This window comes from Paenibacillus sp. FSL H8-0280, assembly GCF_045040665.1.
In the GTDB taxonomy this organism is placed as follows: domain Bacteria; phylum Bacillota; class Bacilli; order Paenibacillales; family Paenibacillaceae; genus Paenibacillus; species Paenibacillus xylanexedens_A.
In genome coordinates this window covers 4,993,309-5,013,558 of sequence record NZ_CP150296.1, presented here as the reverse complement: position 1 = coordinate 5,013,558, position 20,250 = coordinate 4,993,309, and the positions used below count along the sequence as shown (strand labels likewise).

Here is a 20,250-nt window from a genome sequence, read left to right as displayed (position 1 = left end):
TTCTATCCTCCCAATCGATCATGTCCTATGAATTAAAGCGAGTACTCCAGATAATCAATGTAAGCATCCCAAGTGCCATTATCCGTTGTTACGACCAGCTTGATTTCCTGATTGCCTGTAGCGTGAGTGATGCCGGTGAGGGTTTGAACGGTCGGCTCCGTTCCCGTGAAGTAGAAAGAACCAGCGGTTACACCCCCGATGACCAGATCAACACGGGCTGTATTATTGTTGTTGGAAGCGCCGCGGACAGAGAATTGATGGGTTGGGAATGCAAAATATTGATTGTATGCTGCATAATCATTGTTCCCGTAAAGAGCGACTCCATTAAAAGGGGAACTGACTACGCCAGCGTATTGACCGCCAAGCGTCATATTCTCGGCTTCGTAACGGGTAACATTTGGATTGGGATTAGGATTTGGGTTAGGGTTGCCGCCCGAACCGGATGTGAACTGCCAGTAGTCCAATTTGAACAGGTTTCCATTGCCTGAGCCTGTAAACACCAGATACAAACGATGTACACCCGTTGCGTTGGTTACATTCGTCTCCATCTCGCGCCAAGTTTGCGAACCGCCGGTTGAGCTTACATTAAGTGTTCCAGCCAGAGGACCTGTCGGACTGTCCAGTCGTACCTCGATGTTGCCATTTCCGGTAGAAGCGACATTAGCCTTGAACTTGGAGGCTCCAGCTGAGCCAAAATCAACATTGCCGACCGCGATCCAATCCCCGTTATGAATATTAGTGACATTCTGATTGGCTACAGGTCCACCGCTTGCTTGACTCGGTTCAGTGTTAATTCCTGCTTGCCAGCCAATGGTTTCGGCTTCCACCCGGACATACGGGTTGAGGTTAGTGATCTGAGGTACACCTGTCATATTTCCTTGAACCTCCTGGATTGTTCCATCCGCATTATGTGTCAGTTTGTTGATATGTGTGGAACGGTACCCTTTACCTTCACCGAGGAATGCCTTGCTTACCGTTTGCGCATGGTACGCCACATACCAATCGTTGTTGAATTGGAACACGGCATGGTGGTTATTGCCGCCTACGCCGAAGAATGTGCCAGGATTTTTCAGAAAGTGTCCTTTATACGTGAAAGGCCCCATCGGACTGTCGCTGACCATGTATCCGATCTCACCTTTTGGATATGCAGTGGGATGTGTTCCCGCGAAGTTGATGCAGTAGGAGTAATAATATTTGCCGTTATACTTGTGGATGCCAGAATCTTCGAACATATAAGGAGAATCAATAGTCACAGCACTGCCCACCACGCTGGTCATGTCGGCACCGAGACGAATGACCCGAGCTGTTTTGGGATTGGCAATGGAAGCAGCATTGGTATCGTTCGGAATACCGCCTCCAGCATACAGGTATGCAGAGCCATCATCATCGACAAGTACAGCCGGATCAAAGAGCCAGGTTACGCCGGACATACCCGGTGTTCCGTGTGTCAGGAGGGCACGTCCAATTGGGTCGGACCAAGGACCGATGGGAGAATCAGCCGTGAGTACGCCAATACCTCCACCCGAGTTGGCAAAGTACAGGAAAAACTTTTCTTTGCCAGCAATGGTTTTCTTCGCCATGGCAGGAGCCCAGGACTGGGTAGCCCATTTGGCAATTCCTTGTCCATTATTGGCATTATTCGCACCCGCTACCGGGATGGAACCATGGTCTGTCCAGTTCACCATGTCAGCTGAGGAGATGACGTTAATTTTCCCAATCGTGCTGTACTGGTTCTCTCGGACAGAGCCGTCACTGTTGTACAGATATGCATCACCTGTCATGTAGACATAGACCCGATTGTTATGGACGAGCACATAAGGATCGGCTCCCAGTTTATGATCGATGAGGGGATTAGAATTTCCAGGAAGTTTGGCAACGGCTGCATTGGCTGCATGGCTCGATTCAACGGGCAGGGTGACAAAGATTAGCAGACAAGACAACAACAAAACTAGCGGTTTACGAATCATACGTTTCGCCTCCATGAGATTGGATTAGTTGGTGAACTGAAATTCAGAATAGCTGAGATGATGATGAAATGCCGAAAAAAAAGAAGAGATTTCCCTCATGTCACCCCCTTCTTGAAATAATGGTTAGGTTGGCTGTTAGGATAAGTCTTCATGTTGTCATATATGGTTTAAGCCAGACAACCTGTGCACCGGGTACGTGGTCACGGCAGCAAGGGGAGTGGCTATAACCCGAAGTAAGCCTGGATCTGTGGGTGCGATTAGAAAAGCTATAATCTGTCAGGTTTCTTTTTGTAATCGCTTTCAATAAAATGAGTTAGAACACTGAAATTTGGCGAAGAAAGAAGTTTGGTCACATTTAAATGTAATTATTTTTCATATTTTCTTTTAAATGTTTATTAACTTGACGATATCATATCACAATTTTAAGATAATACAATCTTTTTCTATTTTTTAGTAGAGGATGAAGAAGATCATTATTCTATGTGTTTAACATTGGGCTTGATGGTAAAATACGATCTCGTATTCTATCAAACTACACTTTCAAGCATAGCTTTACCCGGCCAACAATTAGATACGAGAAAAAGACGTCTTAAGCTGCGACCGTTTCCCTGGAATCTACCGGGGGAACGGTCATTTCGTTTTTTTCTGGAATCGATCCTGGTTACATAACAAAATCTACTCTTACTTGTTGTTCAACTTGCACTAGCATAAATTTCATGCCCATGTTGTACATATTCCAGTTTTTGTATACCTAAAGCCCTGAGCGTAGAAGGTTGTTAAGTGATAATGGTGGAGTGCCCCCTGTGTTTTGTCCACACCGTTGGTTGAGTGTTTGAATATTACTATCGAGTGAGCTTATGCCAAATACTGCTAGAGTCAGAGGTTCATAAAGGTGGGATGGGAAAATGGCTATTTTGTCAACTGGGCCGATTGAAAACAATCCGGTTTCCGGGGTTAGACCGACCCAACAGGTAACGATTAGATTGGTAAGTCGGGCTGAGGTGGATTCTGTAACAGTGTCCATTCAGGGTTATGTGTTAAGCACAACAAGAACGCTGTATGTGAGTGAAGTAATCAGTATTGCCCCTAATGAAGCAGTGACCAGAAATTATTTTGCAGATTTAGATGCTTTTGAGTTTGTTTTTGGAACAGATGTGGAAGGCGTGGAGGAAGTAGAGATTTCAGTGTGGGGCAAACAAGCCTCTGGACAATTGGTTGATGCACACCGAGTGGTCGAGCACGAAAAAACAGTTAATAACATCTAGCAGATCAGAAATCCCAAAAAGAGGAGATGTAGCGATGAGCTTTTTATCAACAGGGCCAATAGAAAATAATGCTGTTAGCGGTGTAAGGCCGACTCAGACAGTTACAGTCAAAATTGATAACCGCAGTGATGTGAGTACCTCAACCATACAAATACAAGGGTATTACATGAGTGGTGGAATGAGGATTCTGTATGTCAGTGAGTCTTTTGAGATCGCACCTAATCAAATAGTAACCAATAACTACTTTGCCAATTTAGATGCCTTCGAGTTTACTTTTACAACAACAGCGACGGTTAATGATCCTGTTCAAGTATCCGTATGGGGTAAGAGCAGCACAGGCGCTTTGGTAACAGCCCATCGTTTGGTTTCTTCCGAATTGCTGGGTGACATCCCAAGCATCACTGGAGTCACAGGTGCAACCGGAGCAACAGGAGCGACAGGCACAGCAGGTACAACAGGTGTAACTGGAGCAACAGGCACAGCAGGTACAACAGGTGTAACCGGAGCAACGGGAGCGACAGGCACAACAGGTGTAACCGGAGCAACGGGAGCGACAGGCACGGCAGGTACAACGGGTGCAACCGGAGCAACGGGCACGGCAGGTACAACAGGTGTAACCGGAGTAACGGGAGCAACAGGCACAGCAGGGACAACGGGAGTAACGGGAGCAACAGGTACAGCAGGGACAACGGGAGTAACAGGCGCAGCAGGTACGACCGGAGTAACGGGAGCAACAGGCGCAGCAGGTACAACCGGAGTAACGGGAGCAACAGGCACAGCAGGGACAACCGGAGTAACGGGAGCAACAGGCGCAGCAGGTACAACGGGAGTAACGGGAGCAACAGGTACAGCAGGGACAACGGGAGTAACAGGCGCAGCAGGTACAACCGGAGTAACGGGAGCAACAGGCGCAGCAGGTACAACTGGAGTAACGGGAGCAACAGGTACAGTAGGGACAACGGGAGTAACGGGAGCAACAGGCACAGCAGGTACAACTGGAGTAACGGGAGCAACAGGTACAGCAGGGACAACCGGAGTAACAGGGGCGACAGGCGTAGCAGGTACAACTGGAGTAACGGGAGCGACAGGCGCATCAGGTACAACGGGTGTAACAGGGGCGACAGGCGCATCAGGGACAACGGGTGTAACAGGGGCGACAGGCACAACCGGGGCTACGGGTGCAACAGGTTCTGGAACAATTGTTCCTTATGCATCAGGACTTCCCGTTGTGTTGACTACAGTTTTGGGTGGACTTTTGAATACTTCCAGTTTAGTTGGTTTTGGCAACAGTGCTACCGGAGTAAGTGTTAACGGAGGAATTATTGATCTCACAGGCGCTGCAGGCACATTGCTTAACTTTGCTTTCTCAGCATCGCGTGCAGGAACGATTACTTCACTGGCCGCTTATTTCAGCACAACAGCCGGACTTAGTTTGGTTGGATCTACAGTAACCTTAACTGCACAATTATTCCGATCCACTACACCTAATAACTCCTTTACAGCTGTACCGGGTGCATTGGTAACCTTAGCTCCTCCACTGACCGGCATTTTGGCACTGGGCACAATATCCAGCGGGGTGACTACAGGACTGAGTATTCCGGTATCTGCCGGTGACCGCCTGCTTATGGTGTTCTCAGCATCAGTAACAGCCGGAATTGATGTGGCTACAACGGTAGCCGGATATGCAAGTGGGGGCCTTACCATCACTTAACGGAAAATGGGCTATATAACAAGTTTAAAGACAGGGACTCTTGCCAACATGGTGAGAGGTCCCTGTTTATGTGTGTGCTTTTGTTTTCAAACTCTTTTCAAATGAAAGATAAGGACTATACAAAAACATAAAAAGACGAGGATTGCTCCTCGCCTCATACCGTGGCCTACTCAATTTCACTCTGTTTTGGTTAGGCTGTCTACGACAAATTTAAGTTGGGCTTCCAACGAAATTGGGTCACTAAACACGAAGCCACGGCTTTCCTCGCGATAAACGTGATTATTCTGGACAGCAGGGAGGTTATCCCAGATAGGACCTTCAAAAACGGAATCCCCACTCTCATCACCTGTCCATCCACTTATAAAGATATAATCTCCTGCATATTGTGGTAACAATTCAAGTGATAACTTGGCCCAACCTTTGCCGCTATCGATGGCTTCCTTCTGAATGATCGGCGGTGCCTTCAGGCCAAACTCTCCATAAATAATATCTCCACCTCTACCAAAGCTCCCGTAGGCATAAAATTCTTTGGCACTTCCCGTATCAAAAATCGAAACCGTGCGATCACCTACCGCTTGCTCCACGAGTGGTTTATATTCAGCGATCTTAGCATCCCACTCTGCGATCCAGGCCTTCGCTTGCTCTTCTCTACCAGTCATCTTGCCAAAATCCATCAATTGCTCCCGTAGAGGTATTCCATATTCAACAGCGACGGTCGGCGCAATTTTGGACAGCTTTTCGATCGTTTCAGGGTCATTCCAAACGACAATTAAATCCGGCTGCAACTCCATGATTTTCTCGTAGGGTACATCGTTACCGATGTTGACAACGTCATCGAGCTTTCCTTCTGTATAACTGTTAAAGGACTCATCACCAGTTCCAACAGGCTTAAGGCCAAGAGCTAGCAAATGACCGGTAAAGGCTCCTGCAACCATTACTACCCTTTGAGGTTTTTTGGGGATTTGTACTTCACCGTTAACCGCAGAATAGGTTACCATCTCCGAGCTTCCGTTTGTGGTGTTACTGATATTACTCTCTGCACCTACAGTTGGACTTTGCGTACTGCCAGTGCTTCCATTCGTGTTTGCTGGCCTGGAACATGCGCTAACCAATAGAGTTAGGCACAACAGTAGGGTAATTCCTACAGGTAGTTTGCTTCTATACATCCGTAAATCTCCTTTTTCGCTATGTTGATAATGATTATCATCTCTGATATCAATATAACGACGGAGTTTACGCGGAGCAATGGATGATCGAAGCCTAAGGATAGGACGATAAGAACCTTTTGTCACTTGTCCGGACTCATCCTTGAATTGCTTTGGTGTGACTCCCGTATGTTTTTTGAACATTCTTATAAAATAGGATACATCAGCATATCCGACGCTTGCAGCGACTTCTTGCAGAGATAACTCGGTCTTTTGCAACAGCGTTACTGCTTTGTTCATCCTAATACCGATTAAGTAATCGATTAGACTTGCGCCAGTTTCACGTCGGAAGTACTTGGACAGATAAGGGACGCTGTAATGGAATGTATGAGCGAGGGTTTCCCGCGTCAGCGGCTTGGCGTAGTGCTCCTGCATATAGCGAATAAGCTGAGAAGCAAGGTTAGGCCTAACAATGCTTACCTGCTGTTGATCCATTTGTCTGAGCAATTCATATACAAATTGATAGAATAGTGTTTTGGTATGGAGTCGCTCCAAGCGTCCCGGTTTATTCCACTCGCCCAGCATTCGCTCAGTGATTTCGTAGAAGATGGCAGGATGATATGGAATAAAACCGTACTGGAGATGGAATGGCAATGGTTGATCCGGTTGTTGAAGTGTATGCTGCTTGCCAGATAGCGGTAAGGAGGCTTTGTAGAAAATTAGGTAATAATGAAAGGATTCGTCCGTTGGGATGATGTCCAGACGGGTGTTTTTGCCCCCATGAAGCATATAAAATGGTTTGGTAGCATGCTCATTTCCGTCTAAGATCACGGTTGCATTGCCATTCGTTACGTACAAAAAGGCGCTGGCAGGGAACAGGTAAGGACGTACGCACTCGTCGGCCTGTATGACAATATGTCGTACATCCATGATTTTGAGCGATGCACAATTCCAGATGAGTATGTGTTCTTGTACATTCAAGGTTGCTTTCAATAGAGAGTTGTCTTCCTTCCATGAGCTGTTGAAGCCAGCCTTTTATGTGGTGAGGTTATTATATAATAATATTAGTGACTTTTTGTCACTTTCCAAAACGTTCCCCGGTAGTGCCAGATTCTTCTCATAATTTTTGAGTAAAAAAAGGGGGAAAATGTTTGATGTCATGAACTTTCCATAATCTAAAGAAAATCGCCGATTTCTCCATGTGCATGATCTTTATTATGGCGGGATGTGGCAAACAGGCTGATAGTGGTTCGTTCACCCGAAACCAGGCAACCGAAACATGGGGTTCGTATTGCACAGCGCATTGGATCGGTGTCCCGTTTCCTTTATAGTCTTCCAAAGGCTATGATCAATGCCAGAACTATAAAAAAGATATTTACGCCGAGCTCCCGGTACTCTTTACGCCGAATATGAAACAGCATTCCAAGCAGTGTGACAACAGCCAAAGCGATTGCGGCGATGGGTGTAAGCACCGGAGTGATGTTCAGCACCCAAGGCAAAACTAGGCCAAGCGCTCCTAGTAGCTCCGCGATACCGATCAGAACAACTAGACTTTTTGGCACATCATTAACCCAGGCCCAGGTCTTTTTTGACGACTCGATACGAATAGTTTTCATCCATCCTGAATATACGAAACCTAGCGCCAATATAAGTTGTACGATCCATAACGTTACATTCATCTTTTCTTATCCCCTCACTTGCTCGATTTCAATATCTGCCTCTATACTAAAATGAGAAGGCCCAATCTGGAAGTAGGCACTTAATCCTAACCAGGTAACCAAAAGTATACCCGGGTATGGTCAGAAAGTGAGGAATAAGAATGACGGTATATTGTAAATTCGGAACGGCCTTGGATATCCTTACGGGTAAATGGAAATCTTTGATTCTTCTACGACTGCTGAGCAACGGTACAATGCGGTTCAGCGAATTACAAAAAGCCATTCCAGATATTTCAAAAAAAATGCTGACCCAGCAGTTAAAAGAACTGGAGTATCACGATATTGTGCATCGCGAAGTATATGCCCAGATCCCGCCTAAGGTAGAATACTCGATTACGGAGTACGGACAACTGATGAAACCTGTGCTCCAGACAATGAGCGACTGGGGAGCCGGCCATGTGCAGCATATGGAGATGCTGTACGGCGAAGAAGACGAAAAAAGAGCAAACCCATCCGAACTTCGGAAAATAAATTCCTTGGAGTGATAGGGTGACAAGGGAGAGTTAGTTTTGAATAAACAAAAAATTGTGGTCATTGGTGCAGGGATTGTTGGGGCGTGTATTGCCTATCATCTAGCCAAACGAAATCAAGATGTAACTGTTATTGAGCGGCACTCAGCCGCGGCGCGTGAAGTCACAGAAAAATCATTTGCCTGGATACATACGACGCATAGAGTGGCTCCTGAATACTGGCATTTGTACGATGCAGCTGTGGAAGAATATCACACACTTCAGCAAGAGTTGTCCGAACTGAAAATTCATTGGCATGGCGCGCTAACTTGGGACACTCCGCCTCTAAGGGAGCAACACTTTCAAAAATTAAACCGGGAGCAGCTTGAGGCATTGGAGCCCAATCTGAAGGAATATCCGGATGAAGCCATGTTTGTCAGCGAAGAAGGTGCGGTGGACCCTATAGCGGTAACGGAGCTGTTGTTGAGCAAAGCGCAAGAGTACGGAGCAAAGATTCAGTTCGACACCAACGTTACACAGCTGAAGCAAGAGGGTTCCCGTCTGGTTGGTGTTCATACATCCAAGGGTTTTGTGGAGTCGGATGTTGTGGTATTGGCTACAGGAACAGGTACACCCGAACTTTGTAACCCGTTAGGTTGTCACGTGCCGGTAACTTCGTCACCTTCGATTCTGATTCGGATGAAAACTGCTAATAAACTGATACACACATTAATCTCCAATGCGCAATTTGAAGCGCGTCAACTGACAGATTATACGCTACTGGCTGCGGAAGATTATATCGACGAGTCGGAGGCAAATGGACCACAGGCGGTCGGTAAGCGAGCTTACGACACATTGCGTCGCAGTCTCAAGCACCGAAATCAACTGGAACTGGAAAGCATAAAGGTTGGATGGAGACCCATGCCTGAAGACGGTTATCCGATTGTGGGCTTCCATGATCACATGAATGGACTTTATCTGACGCTAATGCATTCTGCAATTACGCTGGCGCCGCTGATTGCGAATCTGGCTGCAAGTGAAATTATTGATGGCAAATCAAGAAATGAATTAGACCCTTGCCGCCTCTCACGGTTTTAGATTCACCACACAACGAAAAGGACATCGCTCAAGTGGCGATGCCCTTTTCGTTGTGTATATTTGTTGGAGTCTTCTACACTTCCCCAGTAGCCACCGGATTCTCCTCATAACTGTATTCGCAGCCACTGGCGATTGGCAATTCCTTGCTAGCTTCATCTACCTGTGAATCTCGCTAGCGGATTTGGCACCTTGACTTTCAAGCCACGGGATCAGTTCAGCTGAAAAATTGCGTTTTGCTGTGTCTAGTGGAGTCATTCCATCCCAGCTGGCTATCCAGTTCAGTTCTGCGCCTTGGTTAAGAAGGTACTCGGCTGCTTCTCTTTGTCCTCCATGGCAAGCACACCAGAAGGCAACGGTTACTGCATTGGGAGGAGAAGGGGAGGTGCTTGTTCCCCAAGGATAACGTCCCGGGAGTTTGGCTCCTTTAAAATGTTCTTGTAGGGCGTGAATATCTCCAAGGGCGGCTGCATGCCAAAGGGCAAAGATCGCGCCGCGCTCAACCAAGCGTCGTGCTGTATCCCATTGTGCAAAAGCAATAGCATCGTCCAGCGGCGTGCCACCGGCGATCACCGCGCCAGGCGTTTCAATGTCTGAGCCAGCATCAAGAAGGGCATCGAGCACTTGAACGTCATTGGAGCTTGCAGCCCAATGCAAAGGTGTCTCGATGTTTGGACCGACAAAAGGAGCGTTCACTTCCGCACCGAACTTGGTCAATACTCGCACGGCATCCGCTCCATTAGGGAAGTGCCCCGGCCAATCCGTCACCACGTGCAGCAGCGTTCGAGAGATACTGGAGTCTGCATCTACGTTGTCAGGCTTTCTTTCCAATATTCTTATGTTTGCCAATCCCGGATTCTCTGCCAGCAGTTGCTCTAATGTTGGAATATCTCCAGTGTGAATGGCTTGAATAACGCTCACTGCAAGTTTTTCATCTTCGTAAATAAATTCCATGCGCCAATCTCCTTCCAGGCTTATATCCATATTCATGTAAGCATCTGAACTGCACATCTGGCATGATACTCCGCGAGGCCTCTTGCGAATTGCTGATCGGGGAATTGTCTGTGAAGCAGTTTCAGTCCTCCTGATATCAAGGACAAGTGATGGCAAAATCGATAAAATGTCATCCGCTCCGGGTCGAGATCGTTATTTTTTAAGTAATGATAGAAGTCTCCAAATCGAAACTCCAGAAAGCTATGCTCATGTTCGAGATCGAAGAATCCTGCGCCCTCAATATCAATAAGGCATGGTTGCATAGCATGATCTATCCATATATGATCCGGACCTAACTCTCCATGAATGAAACTATAGAGATCTCTAGATTGAATTGCTGCTTCCAATTCGTAAAGTTTCTCAAGCAACCTTTGTTCATTTTTCCTTATATCTGTCATGTGCTTGGATGCATAGGATAAGGCTGTTTCGGCATCTAACCGCTGAACTTGGTAGCTAGGCCCAGCCTTTTTGCTGTTATCGTTGGCGTTTCCATAAACGTATCTTTGGATTCCATGCATATTAGACAACATATCCCTGATCCGTTGAAACAACTCATCCCGATCTTTGTGACTTTTATGCTGGAAATAGGCTTCGGCTTTCTGTCCATCCACATACTCAACAAGAGCAAAATCATAAGAGCGTTGGTCTCTATCGTTATTTAGATCATACAAGATTGGTGTTCGGATTCCATGTTGATTGAGAAAGCGAGTATTCAAAGAGAAAAGTTCGCTGCCATAGGAACTGTGGAAAGTGGGTTCATTCAAGATCTCTTCCTGAAAATAGTTGCTGGAAATATCCCAAACGTACAGCATACAAGTGAAACCATTCGTGCAGTCAATTTTGTAAATGACTTTTTGTGCGCCTCCATGTATTCTTGCGCTCTGCGTTATGAGGTAACTGGCACCAAATACATGTTGCACATAATCCTGTAATTCTTCACGAGTAAGATGGTTGTTGGACATCATCGACTTATGCTCCGTTTCAACTGTATTTTGCCGGCCAGCAACCTAAATATATAGAATAATTTCCCAAAAATATAGACTGTTTCTTTTTTATCTGTTAAAGTGTTGATTAAGGTCTGTATATTCATATGTATATCAAAGCAAGGGGTCGGGTACTCACGTTAGTGGGTGATCCGGCCCCTATTTTGCATGCAAGTTGACTCTCTGTTGACTATATATGACCAAAGATTTTAAGGAGCTGGGAAGCCATCTTACATTTCAATGAACATCTTTTATTATGGAACAAGGCATCTATTAAAATAATGGATATTCGCCATATAACTATGCAAAGGAAGGAGGGACTTCACTCCTATCGATTCCCTGCGAGCTGTTTCTTATACACGGTGCGTGGCAATGCTGTTATCCAGTTGGATAGAAAAGATCATCAGGTCTCGCGATTCCATGTTTTGCATGGTGGGAAGGGCTGTTGTCTGAACATTTTGCCTGTTGAAGAGGTCCTTGAATATTATATGATTTATTACAAAGCCATCATCCCGCTACCTGAGCGTCAGGATATCCTGGCTTTGATGGAGCACCGTAATCCCTTCAAGCTTCAATACGGCTTTGTACCTGATCATCCTGTTTCCTTGTTGGGTAAAGTACAGTACATGATGACAGCTTGGGAAGAGCATGAGGCACTGGAACAGTTCCATGTTAAGTCATTATTTTATCAATTTGTATACGAGTTGTTATGGCAAATCCACAATGGGCGCGTGCCAACCATAAAGCCAGACCTGGTAGCACAAATGAAATACTATATGCAGGAACACTATGCTGAACCCATTTCAATGGACTTGTTAGCAGAGCTTATGGACAGCAGTCCACGTCATTTATCAAGGCTATTCAAACGCCAGACTGGTTATAGTCCGATTGATTTTGTCATTCAAATCCGAATGAACAAAGCGAAGGAACTGCTGCTTGCTACAGATGCTACTTTACAGGAAATTGCCAAGGCTGTTGGTTATCCGGATGGTTATTATCTTGCTAAAATATTTAAAAAATATATGGGGATTGCACCTATTCGTTATCGTAAGCAGCATGAAAGTCCTAATGTACCATCGACTGTGGCACGATTAGGCATTGTACAGGATCTAACTTCCTTATATATTGATAATGATTATCATAATCACCATATATTTGAGGAGGAATTATTGATGTACAGAAGTAGAAAGACACCCTTAGCTATCACATTATTACTTTGTTTAACCCTATTGCTTAGTGCTTGTTCAACTGGTGGGGCAGGAAGTCCTGCAGCCAATGAAGGTTCTCAGAAGCCAACGAATCAGGTATCGGCCAACAACGCTAACAATACAGATACACCATCTCAAATGAAGACCGTAACCACCATAAAAGGTGATATTGAAGTACCGGTTAATCCACAACGAGTGGTTGTCCTGTATCTAATGGGTGATTTGCTTGCTTTAGGCGTAAATCCTGTGGGGATTTCTTCTATAGAAGAAGGAGCGGCTTTTGCGAGCGAACTGGAAGGTGCCACCTCATTAGGAGCATTTAAGCCGGACCCGGAAGCAGTAACTGCGCTTAATCCTGATCTCATTATTGTTACCAATGAAGAAATATATGAAGGACTTAAAATGATTGCCCCTACAGTATATATTCCTTATGACCTGCCAGTAGAAGAACGTATGAATTTGCTTGGAGAAATTCTGGGTAAAGAGGGACAAGCCCAGGAGATGTTAGATAACCTTCACAAAAAGGTTGAGCAAAGCAAGGAAAAACTTGAACAAGCAGGTATCTTGGATAAAACCGTCACAATTATGGAAAGCAACAAAGGTTCCATGGCTGTAATGACAGGCTTGGGTTATGGCCGGGGGTCGCAGATTATTTATCAGTATTTAGGGATGAAAGCACCTGAAGTCTTGCAACGTGAAATTGAAAATGCAAGAAACGATGCAACAAGCAAGGACGTTTCTTATGAAGTATTACCTGAATATGTGGGTGATTATATATTCCGTTCTTCCTTTGAAGGAATGGTTGATCTATCAGACAATTCAATTTGGAATAACATACCCGCAGTCAAAGAAGGACGTCTGATTGATATGAGCTTTGGTTTATTTTTCTACAATGATATTTATTCGTTAGACAAACAGCTTGATTTTATTGTGGATAACTTGCTTAAAACCGCGGAGTAATTGGAGGGGCCGCTTAACCTGTATAATTGATTGAAAGGCACTTTATTTGGAAAGGAGACATCATTCTTTTGAACTATTATTTTCTGGAATCTCAATATCCACGTAGAGGGTTTATTAGTGGAGGAACAACCTTCACTCCCCAATTGGATATGAATTATTTGGCGATAGAGAATCCGTTGCCAGAGGGGACAACAGCAGAGGTTGAGCTACTGCCTACGGTGCGCAACTTGAACGTAGATTATTTTGAGACGATTACAGGAACGAGACACGTATCAGATCGTTTTAAAATGCTGTTGGAGGAAACGAAAACAAACACACAGTTTATTCCGACAACGGTGTATTACCACGATGGTCGTTCGGTTGAAAAAACCTATTGGACTGCACATCAGCTTGATCGTCTGGATGTTTTCGATTATGAACGTTCGGAATATGGGCGCAAAGCGGTCATTGCTGCATCTGTACAACAGCCTCCACGTAAGATCGTCAAAGTTGTATCTCAAATCTGCCTTCATGAAGAGCGAATTGGCGAGCATGAATTTTTTATGCTGGATTACATTAATATCTTCAAACCCATTGTTTCAAAAGATTTTTACGAAGTATGCCGAAAACACAGGCTGAATCTGAGCGTTACAGAGGTCGGAAATGTAAGCATTTAAAATGCTACATGGATATAATGGAAGCACAAAGAAGCCCACGCAAAACGTGGGCTCTTTAGTCTTTATTTTTCCCCGATAGCCACCGGATTTTCCTCATAACTAATCCAGTCACTCCAGCTTCCGGAATAAACTTCACATTCTAGAATCCGCTTTCTTCCAGTGCAATCACGTGCGGACAGGTGATTAAGCCTGAACCGGAGTGCAGTAGTATTCCTGCGGCGGGTTCAGAAACATGAAAGACATACATAATTTCCATGTAACTTAATTTCGTTTGTGCAAATCTCTGAAGGAGAATCCTCAAGTTACTAGAAGTATTTTAGTTTTACATGTCTTTCGTATGACAAGTATGTTGACGTATTATTTGTGTTTATAAGTTTATTCTTGATATTCATCTCTATAGTGTCATGTTTGTTAACAAAAATATATTGTTGTAAATGTATTTATATGTTAGTGTATATCTATGTTAGGTAATATTACATACATAGTATAGAGGGGGAGCGCAATGTTTATTAACCGAACGATTAGGAAGTTTGGGGTTTCAGTAGGGATTATAGGTATGTTTACATTTGCTCTACCTTCAGTGAGCTATAGTATGCCACTGCAACCAACAACCCTTGATAAGGTAGAAGGTGATTATTATGTAACGTCTGCGATTGAGAACATTCGATGGGGATCCCTGCCTAATCGAGATAGCTCCCCAATTCTTACTGTACCCTCAGGAAGTGCTATAACATTTGATACGGTATCGCATGAGGGACTGATCGAGGATCAAGGGAGAAATCCAGTGGAGTACTTCGGCAAATTCGGTATCTCACCCGATGGGGTGTTGGATGATGCGAAGGTGATTGCGGCTTCTACGATTAAGCATGATTATGTAAAAGACGGACCTCATATTATCACTGGGCCAGTAGCGGTTGAGGGAGCGCAGCCAGGAGATGTTCTTAAAGTAGAAGTGCTTTCGTTGCAAACTCGAGTTCCATATGGTGTCATTTCTAACCGCCATGGTAAAGGTGCCCTTCCTAACGAATTTCCAGAAAATACAGGCCCACAAGAGGGAGCTAGCGCAACAAAACCGGAATTATATAATAATGTATCTATATTTACGCCTATTGAAGAAATCAACGGCAATTGGTATGGAGTATTACCAACAAAAGCTGGCAAAAATGTACGTTTCCCAATTAACCCGTTTCTAGGTGTTATGGGGGTTGCACCAAATACCAGCGAAGTTGTGAGTTCGATCCCGCCTATTGAAACAGGAGGGAATATGGATATTAATGAGCTGGGTGTTGGTGCAACTATTTATTATCCGATTCAAGTTAAAGGCGGGCTATTCTATACTGGAGATCCGCACTTTGCTCAAGGAGATGGAGAAGTAGCGTTAACTGCATTGGAAGCTTCCTTAAGGGGGACAGTTCGGTTAACGGTGTTAAAGAAAGGTGATCCATCACTACCGCATAGTGGAGAATTCACGCAACCCTTTGCTGAAACAGAGGATTATTGGATTCCAATTGGATTGGACCCTGATTTGGATGAAGCAATGAAAGAATCCGTACGTGAATCGATTCAATTCTTATCCGATAAGCTTGATATGGATAGAAGTGTAGCTTATGCGTACCTGTCGGCCGCAACGGATTACGAAGTATCTCAGGTCGTGGACCGAACAAAAGGCGTTCATGGACTCATTCGAAAGACCGATTTCCTTGAATATGTTGACGTTGCCATGAATGTAGGTGGTACGTTAATCAAACCGGTTGTTCATAACGATGAGTTCTACGTACCGATTCGAACCATTTCCGAGCTATTGGGCGGTAAAGTAGTATGGGATCATAAGATGCGTACAACGCAAATCAAATTAGGCACAAAAAATATAAGTGCTCAAATTGGTTCAGATGTGTATTCAATTAACGATAAACTAGTATTCAATAGTAACGTACCAAAGCTTTTAAATGGCGAAACCGTAGTTCCGGTTTCTGTTATTAATGAAATACTAGGTGCTTATGTCAACTGGACGACGATCGACAAGACGTTAACAGCTAATGTATCGTTGAGTAAAAAGCAATAATGGATTTCATTATTCAACCGTGGTGGACAGATGTCCATCACGGTTTTTTTCGTTATCATGAATCAAAAAAAGCTGCCACTTGATGTCTACTTCTGTGTGCTTTTAAATACTTAAAGGGTTGTATTGTTGACTCGATGTTGACCAAAAATAGAAAAATACATCGCCGGGGCAGATAAGCCACCTAGCGATGTATTCAACATCTATACACTGTTATACGTCTTTGTGCGATTCCGCGTCGCCTATAGCCACCGGATTTTCTTCATAACTAATCCAGTCGCTCCAGCTTCCGGAATACAATTTCACATTCGTATATCCCGCTTCTTCCAGCGCAATCACGTTGGGGCAAGCGGAGACGCCGGAGCCGCAATACACGATAATCGCACCATCCTTGTCCAGCTTACTAAAACGTTCTTCTAACACCCCATTATCTGTCCAACGTCCATCCCAATCCAACACGTCTTTCCAAAAGTAGTTCAACGCACCCGGTATATGTCCGGCTTTGGCATCAATGGGTTCCTCCAGACCCGCATAACGGCGGGCATCGCGGGAGTCGATCAACACAGCGCTGCCAGTTACCGAGGCTTGTTGCACATCTTGCACACTTGCCAGCATCTGCGACTGTAGGTTCACCTCAAAGGAAGACGGGATCTGCACGGGCACATCCTGAGTCACCGGGAACTTGGCGTTTTTCCAAGCGGAGAAACCTTCGTCCATGATATACACCTGTTCATGACCGATGTAGCGAAGCAGCCACCATAACCGTGAAGCATTCATACCGCCTTGGTCATCGTAGGCAATAATGCGTGCATTGGAGCCAATCCCTGCTTTGGCAAGGCGATTAGCCAGTTCAGCCGGATCAGGAAGCGGGTGACGTCCTCCGTGCGCAGAGACAGGAGAGGATAGATCTTTTTCCAAATCGAGATAGACAGCGCCTGGAATATGTCCAGCTTCATAGGCTTGTCTTCCAGCCTCTGGCTGACCGAGCAAGAATCGGCAATCTGCAATGACCACATCTGGTTCATACATTCTGGCGAGCAGCCAACACATGGATACAATATTTTTCATCAAAAATACACCGCCTTATGAGAGTGGTAGAGTCGTTTATAACTATGAATTACGAAAAAATACGTTATACCGTGGTAGGTTCAACAGGCCCTTTGCCAGCGATAGGAGCATCGGCGGGAATGGGTTGAGGTTTGGTTTTGCCATATCGAATGAAGATCCATACCCCGAATATAATGACAACCCCGGCAGACATCTGTAATGCACTGAGGGATTCGCCGAGCAGCATCCAGGCCAGCAATGAAGAAAATACGGGTTCCCCCAGTACGCCCATGGATACCGTCGTGGCATTCATATATTGAAGCAGCCAGTTGAAGAGATAATGTCCAAAGATCGTTGGCACAATGGCGAGCAGCAGGAAGATTCCCCACTCTGACGCAGCGTAACCTCCGAACGGGTGGCCCATGATCAGATTATATACCGCCAGCGTGCAAGCGGCTACGAAGAACACCCAGAAGTTATACGAAAATGCACTAAGTCCCGCACGCAAAAATTGACCCAGTAACATATGAACGGCGACTGCGATTGTGCCAAGCAAAGACAGGACATCACCTTGCAGAGCAGTACCTGCCAACTGGAAATCTCCTGCGCCAATGACGATTGATCCAAGCAGGGCGATGCCCATGCCGATGATCATCATGCGGTTAATTTTGGCTTTGAACAGCCATACCGAACCGGCAAGAATCAGTATAGGCTCCAGCGCGAGAATAACTGTGGAACTGGCAACACTGGTGAGCCGCAGCGAACCCATCCAGAGCAGAAAATGAAGGGCCAGCATCACACCGGATGCAAGCAGCAAGCCCCACTGCCGTAAGCTCAGACGCATCATCTCATGTCTGTATTTCCAGACAAACGGGAGCATTAGCAGATTGGTCAAAAATAGACGGTACATGGCAATGACCGCAACATCTGCGGTAGACCAGCGTACAAAGATCGAAGAAAAAGAAATGGCGATAATGCCGACAAAGAATAACAGATAGATGGATCTGCCGGCACGGTTCAAGCTTGTCATGGGTGTAGCTCCTTCTTGAAGTCTGATAGCGTAAATCACTTCATTATACAGGAGAAGACAACCGCAGGAAAGATAAAGAGAACGAAGAGATAAGTAGATTGTAACCGGGCTTGTAACTATTCTGTCATTCTCCCGATCCATTTTTCTATTAATCTTCTATATAGAGACATGAAACGAGATAATATACCAATAATCGGGAAAAAATGAAAGTAAGGAAGTGGCATGACAGTGAGAGTTCAACAAGAGAGAGCGGGAGAACGTGGCAGTATTCCGCCTAGCACAAGTCGCACGAAAACACATAAACGAAGAAAAATCCGGTATGGAAGGGTAATCATAGCTCTAATGCTCCTGGTACTGTTCGTTACCGGTATTACATATGTATTCTTTGGCATGACGCATTGGATCAAAAGCGTTGTGGCGCCGCCTCCGATTACTGTAATCGAACAGCCGGCCAAGCTTGGCATGATACAAGTTACTCCTGATGCGAAGGAGGAGCCGGCACGGTTCCAGGGCCAGGTTCGCAAATTGGCTTACATAACGTTTGATGATGGGCCAACTGAATATACAGAACAACTGCTGGATATATTGAAGCAGCATGAGGCGAAAGCTACCTTTTTTATGATCGGACGTCAGTTGAATCAGCATCCGGAAGCAGTGAAACGGCTGTTGAAGGAAGGCAGTTATCCTGGGCTTCACAGCATGACGCATAACTATAAAAAGCTGTATAAGAGTGGCAGCTCTGCGAACTTTGTGAAAGAGTTCAAGAAAGAGCAGAAGATGGTGCAAGATCTGATTGGTTTTACGCCTCATCTGATTCGTGCACCTTATGGCAGCAGTCCACAGATCGGTGAAAAGTTCAGAGGTGACATTGCAGCGGCCGGATTCAAGATGTGGGACTGGACGACAGATTCACTCGATTGGAATCTTCCCGGTCAGCCGGACAAGATTGTGGCCCGGGTGAGCAAAAGTGTACATCGGGATAAGGAAGTGATTCTGATGCATGAGCGGGAGCAGACGGTTCAGGCTTTACCACGCATTCTGAAGTTACTCGAAGATCGGGGTTACGAGTTCGAAGTATACGATCCGGATGCACACTGGGTAGCCAATTTTAGCGGAGATACCCGCTTGTAATATAACAACAAGATGATGCAAGAGAGGAAGGACTTTGGTGCTAACGAGTAAAAAAGTGGCGCTTGCGGCGGTCAGTGTATTGCTAATTCTGCTGGTGAGTGGTTGTGGAGATCCGCAGGAGCCTGCGGCAAATCAGATAAACCAATTGGTGCTCAGCGGTCAGGAGATCGATCAGAGTTTGAAGACGTTGACCAGTCATGAGCAGGAAGATATGAAGTTATACAAGTCTATTTTAGACAAAGGCAAGAACAAAAACAGTGATCTCGAAGCACTGCTGGATCAGGCAGCAGGTCATATTCATGAACGAAGAACGTTGTTGAAACAGGCGGAAGAGGCCATGAAACAGACCAACGAGAAGACAGTGGCCCTGCGCAGTTCATTGAAAGAACTATCATTTGAAAAAGAAGAAACGTTGGCACAGGCTGAAAAGGTGCTGGATCAATATGAAGCAAGAGCACGTGCATTGGAAAATTTTGTTGCTTCGTATCAGTTGAGTCTGAGTGCCGATGAGCAGTTGTATGATCTGATGAGAGAACGTGCAGAACCTAATCTGGTTAAGATTAAACGAGCCATTCGGGTACGGAATAGCGAATATGCGAAGCTTGCTGAATTCCGAAAGCAATTTAACCTCCAGACCAAAGCATTTAACGGAGCCAATGCCAAACTGGTACAGATGGATCAGGCCAGCTGAGCAGAGGACTACAATAATCGTTCAGACATTTTGCATGATTGAGCTGCCTGTCTCCCGTGTAAGTACTAGTATACAGCCAAGCCAATGGATAAGAAGCAACATGGACAAGCATCATTGCGTATAAGCTAACGGAGGTGTTCAT

The 20,250-nt window shown here is 45.3% G+C and carries 16 protein-coding genes; 9 read left to right on the top strand and 7 right to left on the bottom strand.

The genetic code is table 11. The features are described 5' to 3' along the window. Positions 1–32 precede the first annotated feature (32 nt). Positions 33–1,967 carry a carbohydrate-binding protein gene (locus tag MHI12_RS21930; protein ID WP_405170299.1) on the bottom strand — a complete coding sequence of 645 codons (1,935 nt, stop codon included), beginning with the start codon at positions 1,965–1,967 and terminating at the stop codon, positions 33–35. A 905-nt stretch (positions 1,968–2,872) separates the two neighbouring features. On the opposite strand from MHI12_RS21930, the gene MHI12_RS21925 reads away from it, so the two are divergent. Both MHI12_RS21925 and MHI12_RS21920 read left to right on the top strand, forming a co-directional pair. Beyond that, a complete protein-coding gene (locus tag MHI12_RS21925) occupies positions 2,873–3,232 on the top strand; it encodes a hypothetical protein (RefSeq protein ID WP_076214124.1) in 360 nt (119 codons plus the stop codon). 34 nt (positions 3,233–3,266) lie between these two features. Continuing rightward, the gene (locus tag MHI12_RS21920; RefSeq protein ID WP_405170298.1) at positions 3,267–4,943 is read left to right on the top strand and encodes an exosporium glycoprotein BclB-related protein; all 1,677 of its coding nucleotides are present in this window, start codon (positions 3,267–3,269) and stop codon (positions 4,941–4,943) included. Between the two features lie 176 nt (positions 4,944–5,119). Here the strand turns inward: MHI12_RS21920 and MHI12_RS21915 are convergent, their stop codons facing one another. Further along, positions 5,120–7,081 (bottom strand): AraC family transcriptional regulator, encoded by a 1,962-nt coding sequence (locus MHI12_RS21915; RefSeq protein ID WP_405170297.1) that lies wholly within the window; start codon positions 7,079–7,081, stop codon positions 5,120–5,122. A gap of 332 nt (positions 7,082–7,413) precedes the next feature. Next, positions 7,414–7,767: a DoxX family protein gene (locus MHI12_RS21910; protein ID WP_405170296.1), complete on the bottom strand. Its 354-nt coding sequence runs from the start codon at positions 7,765–7,767 to the stop codon at positions 7,414–7,416. A 140-nt stretch (positions 7,768–7,907) separates the two neighbouring features. Between MHI12_RS21910 and MHI12_RS21905 the strand changes: the two genes are divergently transcribed. Both MHI12_RS21905 and MHI12_RS21900 read left to right on the top strand, forming a co-directional pair. Beyond that, the gene (locus MHI12_RS21905; protein WP_405170295.1) at positions 7,908–8,291 is read left to right on the top strand and encodes a winged helix-turn-helix transcriptional regulator; all 384 of its coding nucleotides are present in this window, start codon (positions 7,908–7,910) and stop codon (positions 8,289–8,291) included. A 24-nt stretch (positions 8,292–8,315) separates the two neighbouring features. Further along, positions 8,316–9,353 carry an NAD(P)/FAD-dependent oxidoreductase gene (locus MHI12_RS21900; protein WP_405170294.1) on the top strand — a complete coding sequence of 346 codons (1,038 nt, stop codon included), beginning with the start codon at positions 8,316–8,318 and terminating at the stop codon, positions 9,351–9,353. A gap of 156 nt (positions 9,354–9,509) precedes the next feature. Here the strand turns inward: MHI12_RS21900 and MHI12_RS21895 are convergent, their stop codons facing one another. Both MHI12_RS21895 and MHI12_RS21890 read right to left on the bottom strand, forming a co-directional pair. Then, positions 9,510–10,271, bottom strand: coding sequence for an ankyrin repeat domain-containing protein (locus MHI12_RS21895; RefSeq protein WP_405170293.1), 762 nt, complete (start codon positions 10,269–10,271; stop codon positions 9,510–9,512). A gap of 65 nt (positions 10,272–10,336) precedes the next feature. Then, positions 10,337–11,308 (bottom strand): phosphotransferase, encoded by a 972-nt coding sequence (locus MHI12_RS21890; protein ID WP_405170292.1) that lies wholly within the window; start codon positions 11,306–11,308, stop codon positions 10,337–10,339. Positions 11,309–11,607: 299 nt separating this feature from the next. Here MHI12_RS21890 and MHI12_RS21885 point away from each other — a divergent pair, with 299 nt between their 5' ends. From MHI12_RS21885 to MHI12_RS21875, 3 genes are all read left to right on the top strand, one after another. Further along, positions 11,608–13,494, top strand: coding sequence for a helix-turn-helix domain-containing protein (locus MHI12_RS21885; RefSeq protein ID WP_405170291.1), 1,887 nt, complete (start codon positions 11,608–11,610; stop codon positions 13,492–13,494). A gap of 68 nt (positions 13,495–13,562) precedes the next feature. Further along, positions 13,563–14,150: an imm11 family protein gene (locus tag MHI12_RS21880; protein WP_405170290.1), complete on the top strand. Its 588-nt coding sequence runs from the start codon at positions 13,563–13,565 to the stop codon at positions 14,148–14,150. 502 nt (positions 14,151–14,652) lie between these two features. Beyond that, positions 14,653–16,212 (top strand): acetamidase/formamidase family protein, encoded by a 1,560-nt coding sequence (locus MHI12_RS21875; RefSeq protein WP_405170289.1) that lies wholly within the window; start codon positions 14,653–14,655, stop codon positions 16,210–16,212. 210 nt (positions 16,213–16,422) lie between these two features. On the opposite strand, the gene MHI12_RS21870 is transcribed toward MHI12_RS21875, so the two are convergent. After that, a complete protein-coding gene (locus MHI12_RS21870; protein ID WP_405170288.1) occupies positions 16,423–17,277 on the bottom strand; it encodes a sulfurtransferase in 855 nt (284 codons plus the stop codon). 64 nt (positions 17,278–17,341) lie between these two features. Then, positions 17,342–18,286 (bottom strand): DMT family transporter, encoded by a 945-nt coding sequence (locus MHI12_RS21865; RefSeq protein ID WP_076318813.1) that lies wholly within the window; start codon positions 18,284–18,286, stop codon positions 17,342–17,344. A gap of 228 nt (positions 18,287–18,514) precedes the next feature. Between MHI12_RS21865 and MHI12_RS21860 the strand changes: the two genes are divergently transcribed. Next, a complete protein-coding gene (locus MHI12_RS21860; protein WP_235193735.1) occupies positions 18,515–19,417 on the top strand; it encodes a polysaccharide deacetylase family protein in 903 nt (300 codons plus the stop codon). 37 nt (positions 19,418–19,454) lie between these two features. Beyond that, on the top strand, positions 19,455–20,108 hold the full coding sequence (locus MHI12_RS21855) for a YkyA family protein (protein ID WP_405170287.1): 654 nt from the start codon (positions 19,455–19,457) through the stop codon (positions 20,106–20,108). Positions 20,109–20,250: the final 142 nt, after the last annotated feature.